Raw genomic sequence first — 12,315 nt, 5'->3', positions numbered from 1 at the left:
ATCTAAATCCTTCCAGTTCCGAATCCGAGGCATTAACTCAATTCCCAAAGGCTCCTCTGTCTACTCGTTCGGTGCGCCATGTTGTTGCCCGTGCCGGACAATTAGCCGGACAAGGGTTCATCCCCATCAACTCCGTCATGCTTGTGGTTATTATCTGGCGACTTCAGAACAGGATACCAGGGCGATACAGGATTATTTGGGACATCGGAATATTCAGCACACGGTTCGTTACACTCAGCTCAATCCCTCTCGGTTCGAGAGTTTCTGGACGGATTAGGGCGAGCTGTCGAAAAATAACGCGCTCGACAATTTAAAGGTTTAAACGTATACAGGGCAAGGCGTTAGCCGCTCAGCGCGCACTTTTTTACACGTATCTCGGCTCAACCCCAACCGCAGCCGTGCCACTTTGTCGATTTTCACAGGATGACAGTTGTCAATGGTTGGCTCGTTCCCCGAACCGGGTTGATGCTGGCTCTTTTTAGAGGGGTCGATCGTTACTGGAGTTTAGACGAAACTCGGCGATCGTCATCGGAATCGACCTCACCTGGGAGCCTCGGAGTACTCTTGGAAATTGCAGATGAAATGTGTCACCGGAGCGATCGCTCCCAGGTAGGCACAGCCTAGGCTCGCTCGGTGTTCGAGGAGACTGACTCGAAGAAAAAAGAGGTTTGGGCTTCAGCCCAAATCTCTTTGTATCAGAATTGGAGATGTGTAGTCACACACTTCCCAACTTCGATATGTCCAATCATAAATGGCAAAGGTTACAAGAGTTCCGACAGGCGGTCTACCAAAACTTGGGTCGAGCACGAGATGCAACTTTCGAATTGATGGATGCGGTAATGTTGAGTCGCAAGGTAGATAGCCTCGCGGACCTATCACTGTGTCCGTGCTTTCGACGAAAATGGTCATCTTCCTATGAAGCCCTCGAAGACACTCGCCCCAATGCCAATAAATTCATGAAGTTGTACATGGGGCAAATTCCCACGGAGTCAGTAGTGGTCATGGCAGGAGACCACACCCCCTGGCCCCGTCCGGAAGCCAAAAGTTTGAAAGAGCGAACCTACGAACATCGTGGAGGAGACCCCTGGAGTCGTCGTCCGGTGAGTGTGGGTCAAGGGTACAGCACCTTGGTCTGGGTTCCCGAATCGGAAGGGAGCTGGGCATTACCTGTGCGACACGAGCGGATTACGAGTTGGGAAACCCCGTTGACCAAAGCGGCATGGCAGTTGAGGCAAGTGTGCAAGGACTTACCAGTACGTCCGTTGACCCTATGGGATAGTGAGTACGGTTGCGCGAGCTTTGTGCTCAAAACGGCGGATGTTCAGGCCGATAAATTGATGCGACTACGCTCGAATCGTTGTTTGTGGGGAGCACCACCAGCTTACGGGGGACGGGGACGACCGCGAGTGCATGGGGAGAAATTCAAGCTTAACAACTCAACAACTTGGGCGACTCCGGCTCAAGTTGTTGAGGTAGACGACCCGAAGCTGGGTCGAATCCGGGTTCAAATGTGGCATCAGTTGCATTTTCGTCAATCCCCCAAACATCCGATGACCCTTTTTCAAGTCGAGCGACTCGAACATCCCCACCGTCAACCTCTGTGGTTAGCTTGGGTGGGTCTACCCACTGCGAGACCCTCGATTGATGTTTGGCGCAACTATCTACGGCGTTTTTGTGTTGACCATTGGTATCGCTTCGCAAAGGGTCGTTTGCATTGGACGATGCCTAAACTCAAAACTCCCCAACAAGCAGAGCGTTGGAGTTGTCTGATGCCGGCTATCACCTGGCAGTTGTGGCTCGCTCGCGACGGCATCGGCGACCGACCCTTACCTTGGCAAAAACCGGTGGGTCGTCTAACTCCCGGACGCACTGCTCAAGCCATTGGTTCAGTTTTAGCTCGGTTGGGAACACCCACTTATCTTCCCAAAACCCGAGGTAAATCTCCTGGGTGGCCCAAAGGTAAGGGGCGTGACTCCTTTCCTACCTATCCTTTGGTCAAAAAAGGGCGAGGGCGCTTCCGAAAACCCTCTAGGTCTCCCTAATTCCGAGCCGATTTACATCGGCAACTGCCCATCGGCTCCATCTGCTCCCAGGTGGGGTGGATTCCGATGGTGATCGCACTGTTTAGTCTAAACTCCAGTCGTTAAATTGGACGCGAATGGTGTCGCGCAATAAAAAGGAGCATCTTACTTTATGCGAAAAAATCAGGAAAGTCTGCGACCCTGGCCCTTAGCTGTTACGTGCTAGAACCATACCTTCACCTAAAGTAAGTTGCTCCGCGTTAACAGATCCCTTGACATCCCTATTGTTATATTGAATGCCTTAAGTGTCATCAGCCATTTTGCCGATCTTCTCGATCTCTCAAAACTGCTGTAATTGCTGCACGCGAGAAATGGAATTTATTTCTTTTTTCATAAATTGCTCGATTTGTCAATACGTTAAATGGCTTAACTTAACATTAATTGGGGATATCTGACGATCGAGACAGTTCAGTTTTCTGTGTCGCGGTTTGACTCTCGATACTTTTTTAAGCTCGACGATCGTTCTAATGGAGTATCTAAGTCTCGATCGACTATTGGTCTTTTCTTAAGATTAGCATTCGGATTGCTCTGAGATGTGGCAGATTCGATCTGGGTAATTGATGTTTCTAGGGGTTCGAGAGTCTGTGCCGTGCGAACCTGTTGCTGGAGTTGCTCCGTCGAGGAGACCAAACCGCTCAAGCCGTTGACTAAGCGCCGAATATTATCGCGAAAGGCAGGATCTCCGGTTAAATCGTCTAAATCTGAGGTAATTTTCCGTACGTTTTGAAAGGTCGCTCGTGCGGAATCGAGGGTTTCTTCGAGCAGCACGATATTGGTTGGATCGTTGACGACTTCGCTGGCTTGGCGTAGGTTATTCGAGGCGATCGCTGCATTTTGGGACAGGACGATCGCATTATTAGTAATTTCTTCGAGATTGCCTACGATCGCCGCACTATCAAAATTATTGAGTTCTCCCTCAACCCGTGCCAAGGTTTGTCCGGCGCTATCGAAGGTTTGACCGGCACGATCGAAGGTTTGACCGGCACGCTCGAGAGTTTGTCCGGCGCTATCGAATAGAGGGGTGAGATTGCCAGCCGCGAGGCGCAGTTCTTGACCGAGCCGATCGATATTATCTAAGGTGCTAACGAGGCTGGTGCGATTGTCGTCCACCAAACTGTTAACGGAGAGGGCCAGACGGGAGATTTCATTGGCAGTCAAGCTCAACTGGTTGGCCGCACTGCCAACGGTATCGGTGGTGGCGATGGCGTAATCGGATAAGACCCCCAGTTCTTGCTCGAGGGTATTGCTTAAAACCGAGAGGTCTTCGGTGAGTTCGGCAACGCCAGCAGCCGCTGTCGCAGAATTTTCGGTGAGGGTCGCGAGTTTGGCAACGAATTCGGGATTGCTAAAGGCTTTGGTGAATGCGATCGACGATCGAGCCAGTTGCGAGAAGCTAACCCCCATTTCTCCGGGTAGGCGATCGTTCTCGCAGATAATGATGTTTGAGTTGCAATCGGGGGACATCGGACCAGCAACGTTATCTATATTTAGCGCCCCATCGTCGGGAAAGGTGGGAATCGGTGTCATGTCGACGGTCGATTCGCTAATCAAACCCCCTTGATTGGCTTCGATGGTCACATCCCGAGGCAGTACCATATCCGGAGAGCTAATTTCAACCGTCACGTCTACCCCTTCCGAACCAGGGACGACCGCTGTCACTTTACCGACCGCAACTCCCCGATACCTGACGATCGAGCCGGTCTGAACCCCAAGAACGTCCCCAAACTGAATGATGAACTGATAGCTGCGACGACCCAAGTTAACTCCCTGCAACCAGAGAAACAACAAGGTAAACAGGCTCATTCCAGCAAGAATAAATAGCCCTAAAGATCCTTCCCTTAGAGTTCGCGCTCGCATACTCACTCTTCTCTCCCCAAATCAAGAACCGCTCTAAACCTCACTATTTTAAGCTACGGGAGCATTTGAGTTTCCAAGGGCGATCGCGATCCCCTTGACAAATATATTGATACTTGCAAATATACTAATATACAAATGTGTGTTACGGCATTGGAAAACCTATGAACGCCATTGAGATAGACGCAACCCAATTCGAGCGCATTGCCAAAGCACTCTCCGATCGACGGCGATTCGAGATTCTCCAAATTGTGGCAACCCAAACCGAATCCTGTTGTAGTGAAATTGGTCATCGAGTTCCCGTCGCACAACCGACGATTTCCCACCACCTCAAGGAATTGACGAATGCAGGATTGCTGGCATCTCGCCGAGAAGGTCAGCACTGCTACTATCAGTTTCGTCGGGATGTTTTTACTGCTTATCTCGAACAACTCCGCCTGAGTTTTAGCTAGAAGGTCGAGTCCAACTCGTTTTTCGATCGTTTCGATTTCTTTAGACTCCTATTTCTTTCAATTCTCATTTCTGGAGGTTCTGTCATATGCTTTGGCTGGTATTAATTCTTTTAGCAATCGTTTTTTGGACCATGAGTTCTCACCTCCAAAAATCTGAGGAAATCTATGCTTTAGCTACAAAATTTGCCAGCTTAATTAGCTCGATCTGGGGCTTTCTAATTGCACCATCGATCGTTCAACTTTCGATCCCGATCGTTTTACTCGGTTTAATATTTCTATCTTCTCCTCAAGCTATAGAATATTCCTCTAAAGCTAGTGCTTCCCGTTGGAGGAAAGGATAAAGAGAAAAGGAAATCGAAAGATAAATTGAGTCTAGCGATTTATCTTATTAATTTGGCAAAGTAGGAGTAGACACAGGGACAATCGCCGAACATCTCACTCATGGCTACAATTTGTTTTCCACTCCCTCGACCCCTTTTCCTTCTTCCCAACCGCTGAGATTTTCAGAGATAGAGGTTTCCTCCAATTCCTGAGATTTCCTGTAACGACGCGAGTCATGAAAGCGATATATCTTGGATGAAGAAAGGCAAACGAGCGCAACGCAAGTATTCAACGATCGTCACTCAAGCGCCTCGGGCGCGGTTTTTTAACTAAATAACTAGCAAGAAACCGGTGCGACAGACCTAATTCAATTTTGTTAATTCGCGTAGAGCCGATCGCGCTCGTGCTTATCTTTGTTCGCAGTTGGAAATTCAGGAGAAATCACCATGACGATACTAACTTCGATCGAATCCAACTCCATCAAACCCATCATGCCGTTCACGAACCCTGCCACCAACGCCAAATCTAAAATTTCCCCTTGGAATGGAGATCGTGCCATCACCGCACCCACTCTCACTCTCGATACCGTCAATTCAAACCTAGCCGAAGCCAACGCCACAGAAATTGTCGAGTGGGCAGCCCAAATCTTTGGCAACGGTTTGGTGATGAGTAGTAGCTTCGGGATTCAATCAGCCGTGATGCTGCATTTAGTCACACGCATCCTACCCGATATTCCTGTCATTTTGGTGGATACGGGTTATCTGCCGCCGGAAACCTATCAATTTGTCGAAGCCATGAGCGATCGACTCCGGCTCAATTTAAAGGTTTACCAATCCCCCATTAGTCCCGCGCGGATGGAAGCCCTCTACGGTAAACTCTGGGAAGAAGGCAGCGTTGAAGCCCTCGATCGCTACGATCGCTTGCGAAAAGTGGAACCAATGGAGCGGGCATTGCAGGAGTTGGGGGCGACGGCATGGTTAGCCGGGTTGCGAGGCGACCAAACCCAATATCGCAGTACCCTCGATACCGTCAGCAAGCAAGGTAGTCGATATAAGATTTTTCCGATTTTGCGCTGGACGGCCAAAGACATATACCAATATCTCCAAGCCCACGATTTGCCCTACCATCCCCTATACGAAGCCGGGTATATGACCGTTGGAGATTGGCACTCCAGCCGACCGATGACTTTAGAGGATTTTAGCGATCGAGATACCCGATTTGGAGGGTTGAAGCAAGAGTGCGGTTTGCACCTTCCCCAAACGACAGAGGAAGCACAGAGTCTCGACTCGAGTTCTTTGTGAGTCTCGATTCGAGTTCGTTGCGATCGTTACAGCGGCACATTACAAACAAAACTTCTCCCCGTCGGGGAGAAGTTCCGATTAGATGCGATCGCTAAAAACGCAGACCCTACACCTCGGCTGCTTCTTTGACCAACTTATCCCAACCCAAATCTTTTAGATTGCTATTGCGACGCAAGGGACGAGTTGCCAACTCCAGCAAATCGCGGGTATTGGTAAAGCCGTGAATCTGAGCGAAGGTAAACTCCACCGACCACTTGGTATTAATTCCCCGCGCTTCGAGAGGGTTGGCGTGGGCCATTCCGGTAATCACCAAATCCGGCTGCATTTCGTGAATGCGCTGAAGCTGGTTGTAGTTATCCGGCTTCTCGATAATGGTCGGCATCGGTGCGCCCATTTCCTTGCAAGTTTCTTCAAGCAGTTTGAGTTCTGCCGCCTGGTAGCGCTTATCCATGTAAGGAATACCGATTTCCGGAACGATCGCGCCGCAGCGAATCAAAAAGCGCGCCTGGGAAATTTCGAGCAAGTTGTCTCCCATAAAAAACACCGTCTTGCCGCGAATCAGTTTCACGTAATCTTCGACACTTTCCCAAATTTGCCGTTCCCGATCGTCCAATCCCTTGGGTTCGATACCGAAAACGGAGCAAATTTTCTCGATCCAAGCGCGAGTGCCGTCGGGGCCGATGGGGAACGGCGCACCGATGAGTTTGCACTTGCGACGACGCATCAAGGTAGTCGCCGTACGGCTGAGGAACGGATTCACCCCGCAGACGTAGTAACCCTCTTCGAGTACCGGCAGTTCGGTGTACCGCTTGGATGGCAGCCAGCCGGACACCTTAATGCCTTGCTTCTTCAATTCGAGAGTCAGTTGCGTCACCACCGGATCGGGCAGAGAACCGAACAGAACCAACGGCGGATGATCGACATACTCTCGATCTGCCGCAGCGACTTCTTCTTTTTGGCGACCGAAGTTGAGCAATTTTTGGATAGCGTTGCGCTCTTCCTTCTCGGCTTCGACCTCTTTTTTCGGACACCGGGCCGCCATCGCTGCCAGCACCGTATCTTCGCCTTGGGTAAAGGCATAATCCAATCCATTGGCGCGGGCCACCACGATCGGAATCCCAATTTCAGCTTCGAGTTTCGGCGCGAGACCTTCCAAATCCATCTTGATGATTTCGGTGGTGCAAGTGCCGATCCAAACAATAACACTGGGGTTGCGATCGCGCTTGATTTGCAAGCTCAACCGCTTTAACTCTTCGTAATCATTGAGTTTAGCGGAAATATCACCTTCCTCTAACTCCGCCATCGCGTAGCGCGGCTCGGCAAAAATCATCACCCCCATGGCATTTTGCAAGAAATAACCACAGGTTTTCGTGCCGATCACCAAAAAGAAGCTATCCTCAATCTTTTGATACAGCCACGCGACGCAGCTAATGGGACAAAAGGTGTGATAGTTACCAGTTTCGCACTCAAAGTTCAGTCCTTCAGGTTGAGCAACAGTCATCGATTGTTTCTCCTAAATGGGTAATAAATTTTCTTCTTTTCAATATCTAAGACTTCGACCCAACCTCACCGGTCGGGGTTATTGCAGCTCTTCTAATAAGCCAGAAATTTCTGGGTCGTCGTCCGAATCGTCATTATCATCGAGGGATAAACCGAATGCATCAGTGTCGAAGTCATCGGTGTCGCTATCTAAGCCACCTAAATCTCCGAGGTCATCGTCATCATCCGTTACTAGACCCTCTAATCCGTCTAATCCGTCTAATTCGCCTAAATCATCATCGTCATCACTTTGGGCATCGCCTAAATCACCCAATCCGCCATCGGCATCGCCATCTTCATCAAAATCCTCTAAACCTTCTAAGCCGTTGGATTCCTCTTCTCCGAAAACGCCAAAGCCAGAATCCTCTAGTTCTGCGATGTCTTCATCGTCGTCCTCCAAGCCGCCGAGACCTGCGAGTTCGTCGGATTCTTCTCCAAAGGCTCCAAGACCCTCATCGTCCAACCCGTCGGATTCCTCTTCCAAGCCGCCGAGACCTGCGAGTTCGTCATCCAGCTCGTCGGATTCCTCTTCCAAGCCATCGAGACCTGCGAGTTCGTCATCCAGCTCGTCGGATTCCTCCTCCAAGCCGTCAAGACCTGCGAGTTCGTCGGACTCTTCTCCAAAGGCTCCAAGACCCTCATCGTCTAGCTCGCTGGATTCATCTTCGCCAAAGGCACCGAGACCGTCGTCATCGGCATCGAAGTCTTCAAACTCCTCAGCTTCTGATTCCCCCACCCCATCGGCATCCATATCCAATCCAGCGAGGTCGTCGTCATCGGCATCGAAGTCTTCAAACTCCGCTTCCGTCTCAATAGAAGTGACGGCATCGCTCGCTGCCGCAAGTCCAATTCCTGCCACGGCAACCCCAGCTAAATCCTCTAACCCAGAGTCTTCAGATAGGGCATCGGAATCTGGGAGGTCAGAAGGGGGAGCGTTGGTTGCCGAGAGAGCATCGGTCGCAGCCACCGTCGCCATTGAAGCCATGGCTGATTCGAGAGACACTGCGGCGACATCGGGGGCATTGGGATCTAGACCTAGAGCGAGGTCGGGGTCGAAATCCAGTCCCAAAACTTGGATGAGGGTATCTGCATCGGGGTTAAGTTGCGAAAAGGGCAACATCAGTTGTGCGAGCTTGGGTTCGAGTCCGTTGAGGGAACCTAAGATGAAATAGGAAGGAGGTCGCCGACCGCCATCGGGAGTCTCAACGGAGGCCATCTGCATATGCAGACCGAGCCAGGGGCGATTGACTTGGTAAAATTCCAACCACTTTTGCTTTAGAGCGCTAGTGAAGCTGTCAAAGAAAGCCATGGTGATTATCCCCGGAGTTAACGAGTGCTACTTGTACGATTTGTGGGTCTTGCGACCTACTCTCTTAAGCCATTGAATCATACTAGCGCTGGCCGTTACTCCCCTGTTTTCATCTTTAGGAAACTCAATGTCCGATAGCGATCGCGCTACACCATCATCAGATCGAGTTCTTCTTCTTCAGATTTGACCGATGGCTTGGTGGGATTGAGGTAGAAGTCCGAGAGCAAGGAGAATAAATCTCGATCGGGTGCATCTTGGGGAACGACACCTTCGGGTAATGCCAGAATTTGATCGGCGATGTTGAGATAGTAATCGCAGACGTACTCCAGAGAGGGATCGGATTGTGCCATCTCAAAGAGGGTTTTGCCTTTGACGCGCGATACCCGAATGTCTTCGATTAATGGCAAAATCTCCAATACGGGCATGGGCACGGCTTCGATGTACTTGTCGATCAAGTCGCGCTTGGAGGTGCGGTTGCCCACAAGTCCGGCGAGGCGCAGGGGATGGGTGCGGGCTTTTTCTCGAACGGATGCGGCGATGCGATTTGCGGCAAAGAGGGCATCGAAACCGTTGTCGGTGATAATCGTGCAGTAGTCGGAGTAATTCAAGGGAGCTGCGAAGCCTCCGCAAACGACATCTCCCAACACGTCGAACAGAATCACGTCGTATTCGTCAAAGGCGTTAAGTTCTTTGAGCAGTTTGACGGTTTCGCCGACAACGTATCCACCACAACCAGCTCCTGCAGGAGGGCCGCCTGCTTCGACGCAATCAACGCCACCGAAGCCTTTGTAGATCACATCTTCGGGCCAGATGTCTTCGTAGTGGTAATCCTTTTCTTGCAGGGTGTCGATAATGGTGGGGATGAGAAATCCCGTGAGGGTAAAGGTGCTATCGTGCTTGGGATCGCAGCCGATTTGCAGTACTTTTTTACCGCGACGGGCTAGGGCAACTGAGATGTTGCAACTCGTGGTCGATTTGCCGATTCCACCTTTTCCGTAAACAGAGAGCTTCACGCGCTTGATTCTCCTTGACGATCGCGTTTTCTTAAACTCGAATTTATCCGAACTTCCACTGTCTTCGAGCAAACTGTGGGAAGTATTGATGTTATTTCGTTGACAGCATTATGGTCGATCTATCTCTTTGAGGGAAGAGGGTTTGAAAATCAAAACGGGTCTAAAATCAATTATTTTTTATTTTTTGAGCAGTAAGAGCAACATAAAAGACTTTCAGTCATCTAGAGCCAAATTTAATCTTGTTTTTAGAGTTTTATGCATTAATTTAATAAAATGTATTACAATATAAAAAATTTCTCATTGAATAGACTTATCCCAGCCAAAAGACTCAAGATCGACCAAGTTAGGGTTTTTGTTCGGCTGTCACCGCTTTCTTGGCAAATTTGTTAAGAATGCTAAATTTTTACTAAAGCGATCGCTCGCGCCGTTGGGGATAGAGAATCCAATATCCGCTCAAATCCCGTTACCATAAACTCGATCGCTCCATTGAGTTGTACCGGATGTCTGAATACATTACGCATATGGCCGTCCACGACGACTGTCGCGCGCTGGCCTTGTTTGCAGATAGTACGATCGTCGAACTCAAGCAAAGCCTTCAGAACCATCTACGAGCCAGTCAACTCGGTGCTGTCACCAGCAAAGGGGACAAACATACGATCGATTTACTCCAGGAAAGCAAAAAAGCCTGGCCGAGCGATGAAGCAGAGCAAATGCTGGCTTTTTTCTTTGGATGGCGCTCTCATATTGCGGCCGATCGCCAGCTTAAGTCACTGTTTCGGCTTTTAGAACCCGAAATTTATCTCACGCCAGAAGTAGACGGGCCCACCAGTGTCAGCATCTATCACGATCTGTTTATCTTGCGCGAACTTTACGAGGGTGGCCAACTGAGTCCTTTTATCGAAGATATGCTCGCTCCCGATCGAAATAGCCGCAATATCGAGCCGATCTTCACCAAGTTATGGCAAAACTCCTTATTGAGCCTTCACTCTTTTACCCAAGCAGAGCGTCAGCCGGAGTCTTGGTTTCAAGAGTTTTTGCAATACCGTCAGAAATTTTATGTCGATACCGAGCGATACGTTGTCGCTCACAACGATATCGATACCGACAAGATGCAGAATATCGTACCCTTGTCTCCCCATCACCGCGTCACCGCGTCACCGCGTCAATCTTCCCTATTCCCGGCAATGATAGAGTTTGTAACGATAGTCGCCGAGCTTCTGTTTCAAGGCCTCGTCGCGATCGCAACCCAGGGTATCGAGTTCGATGGGGGCGTGAAAGTCGATCGCCCAAATATCCACCGGGCGGGGTAACTGGGCCACCCCTTGTTGCAAGGCGATCGCTGCGGGAGTTGCATCTGGGGAACCCTCGGTTTTGTGCGCTAGGAGAAACTGGGGGGGTTGCGTCCATCCTGGTGAGGGATTTTGCCGCTCGAACTCCCACGCCAAACCCATCATCCGCCCCGTGTCGCCGTGATGTTTGTGGGTGGTGACAATTAAAACCGGGACTTTAGAGGTTTGGGTAATGATATCGGCCATCAAATCCGATCGATGAGTTTGCAAGTAACCCAAATTCGCGATAACCGTCAAACCTCCCAAAATACCCGCTAAGCCGACGATGGCAATGCGGGTATTTTGTCGGAGAAATTCAATGGGGGAAGAACTCTTCCGAAGCCACCCACCCAGGACAGTCGCCACTAAAATTATCCAGGCGGGAAAATAGATAAAACTAAAACGGGGGGCGAGGGTTAAGTCACTCCCGAAGCCGTAAGTTAGCGCCAACATTAAGACCGCACAGGCAACAACCATCCCCCCAAAAACCTGAATTGAAAAGCGGGTGTTTGGGGGGATAGTCTGGATTTTCAGTCCTCGATGGAAAAGGCGGGCGAACCAGCCTAAAAAGCAAGCGGTTGCGACACCCAAAATGACTACCACCGGGAGGGGAAGAACGAAGGTATTGCTTGGAAGGAGAACCAGAGTCGAACTCAACCAGGCGATCGATCGTCCTAGAGGTTCGACAATCCCCGGACTGCCGTCGTAAACCCAACCGGTGAGATTACTTTGACGGATATCTTGCCACACTCGAACCCAAACTAAACCTCCCGCCGACGTACCGAGGATGGCGAGGAAGATATTTTTCCAAGCAGGTTGCGGGAGATGAGAACGGGAAATTCCCAAACCCACCAAAACCAAGAGTTGGCTACAGAGGGTGAGGGCAAAAAAGTAGTGAGTGGCAATGCCGAGGGTATTGGTGCCAATCCAAACCAAAGCCAGCCCGATGGGGAACGATTCGCCATTGAGAACGGCTCGCGCGGCTTTGACCAAACAGCACATCGAAGCAATAATCAGAAGGATTGCCAGGGTATAGTGGCGCGCTTCTCGGGCGAGATAGATGGCAAAGGGGGAAACGGCGACAAGGAAGGCGGCAAGGTGAGCAACGGCGCGATCG

At 50.3% G+C, this 12,315-nt stretch carries 10 protein-coding genes; 5 read left to right on the top strand and 5 right to left on the bottom strand.

The genetic code is table 11. From position 1 onward, the window contains the following. Positions 1-22: 22 nt before the first annotated feature. From IQ235_RS06685 to IQ235_RS06675, 3 genes are all read left to right on the top strand, one after another. Entirely contained in the window at positions 23-277 is a 255-nt protein-coding gene (locus IQ235_RS06685; RefSeq protein ID WP_319592554.1) for a tyrosine-type recombinase/integrase, read from the top strand. A gap of 146 nt (positions 278-423) precedes the next feature. Next, positions 424-624: a hypothetical protein gene (locus IQ235_RS06680; RefSeq protein ID WP_264320712.1), complete on the top strand. Its 201-nt coding sequence runs from the start codon at positions 424-426 to the stop codon at positions 622-624. Positions 625-707: 83 nt separating this feature from the next. Next, the gene (locus tag IQ235_RS06675) at positions 708-2,042 is read left to right on the top strand and encodes an NF041680 family putative transposase (RefSeq protein WP_319592553.1); all 1,335 of its coding nucleotides are present in this window, start codon (positions 708-710) and stop codon (positions 2,040-2,042) included. A 447-nt stretch (positions 2,043-2,489) separates the two neighbouring features. Here the strand turns inward: IQ235_RS06675 and IQ235_RS06670 are convergent, their stop codons facing one another. Continuing rightward, on the bottom strand, positions 2,490-3,938 hold the full coding sequence (locus tag IQ235_RS06670; RefSeq protein WP_264320710.1) for an MlaD family protein: 1,449 nt from the start codon (positions 3,936-3,938) through the stop codon (positions 2,490-2,492). 161 nt (positions 3,939-4,099) lie between these two features. On the opposite strand from IQ235_RS06670, the gene IQ235_RS06665 reads away from it, so the two are divergent. Then, positions 4,100-4,387 carry an ArsR/SmtB family transcription factor gene (locus tag IQ235_RS06665; protein WP_264320709.1) on the top strand — a complete coding sequence of 96 codons (288 nt, stop codon included), beginning with the start codon at positions 4,100-4,102 and terminating at the stop codon, positions 4,385-4,387. A 767-nt stretch (positions 4,388-5,154) separates the two neighbouring features. Next, positions 5,155-6,009: a phosphoadenylyl-sulfate reductase gene (locus IQ235_RS06660; RefSeq protein ID WP_264320708.1), complete on the top strand. Its 855-nt coding sequence runs from the start codon at positions 5,155-5,157 to the stop codon at positions 6,007-6,009. A 106-nt stretch (positions 6,010-6,115) separates the two neighbouring features. Here IQ235_RS06660 and IQ235_RS06655 read toward each other — a convergent pair whose 3' ends face one another. From IQ235_RS06655 to IQ235_RS06640, 4 genes are all read right to left on the bottom strand, one after another. Then, entirely contained in the window at positions 6,116-7,510 is a 1,395-nt protein-coding gene (locus tag IQ235_RS06655) for a ferredoxin:protochlorophyllide reductase (ATP-dependent) subunit N (RefSeq protein ID WP_264320707.1), read from the bottom strand. Positions 7,511-7,588: 78 nt separating this feature from the next. Next, entirely contained in the window at positions 7,589-8,857 is a 1,269-nt protein-coding gene (locus IQ235_RS06650) for a DUF5331 domain-containing protein (RefSeq protein WP_264320706.1), read from the bottom strand. Positions 8,858-9,003: 146 nt separating this feature from the next. After that, the gene (gene bchL / locus IQ235_RS06645; protein WP_264320705.1) at positions 9,004-9,870 is read right to left on the bottom strand and encodes a ferredoxin:protochlorophyllide reductase (ATP-dependent) iron-sulfur ATP-binding protein; all 867 of its coding nucleotides are present in this window, start codon (positions 9,868-9,870) and stop codon (positions 9,004-9,006) included. A gap of 1,172 nt (positions 9,871-11,042) precedes the next feature. Then, positions 11,043-12,315 (bottom strand): glycosyltransferase family 39 protein (locus tag IQ235_RS06640; RefSeq protein WP_264320704.1); only part of this gene is annotated, 1,273 nt, incomplete at its 5' end.

It is taken from the genome of Zarconia navalis LEGE 11467, assembly GCF_015207075.1.
In the GTDB taxonomy this organism is placed as follows: Bacteria; Cyanobacteriota; Cyanobacteriia; order Cyanobacteriales; family Geitlerinemataceae; genus Zarconia; species Zarconia navalis.
This window is presented reverse-complemented; position numbering and strand designations above follow the sequence as displayed.

Coding starts and splice junctions, on each gene's coding strand:
- IQ235_RS06680 (WP_264320712.1), top strand. CDS start 424: ATGACAGTTGTCAATGGTTGGCTCGTTCCCCGAACCGGGTTGATGCTG.
- IQ235_RS06675 (WP_319592553.1), top strand. CDS start 708: ATGTGTAGTCACACACTTCCCAACTTCGATATGTCCAATCATAAATGG.
- IQ235_RS06670 (WP_264320710.1), bottom strand. CDS start 3,938: ATGCGAGCGCGAACTCTAAGGGAAGGATCTTTAGGGCTATTTATTCTT.
- IQ235_RS06665 (WP_264320709.1), top strand. CDS start 4,100: ATGAACGCCATTGAGATAGACGCAACCCAATTCGAGCGCATTGCCAAA.
- IQ235_RS06660 (WP_264320708.1), top strand. CDS start 5,155: ATGACGATACTAACTTCGATCGAATCCAACTCCATCAAACCCATCATG.
- IQ235_RS06655 (WP_264320707.1), bottom strand. CDS start 7,510: ATGACTGTTGCTCAACCTGAAGGACTGAACTTTGAGTGCGAAACTGGT.
- IQ235_RS06650 (WP_264320706.1), bottom strand. CDS start 8,857: ATGGCTTTCTTTGACAGCTTCACTAGCGCTCTAAAGCAAAAGTGGTTG.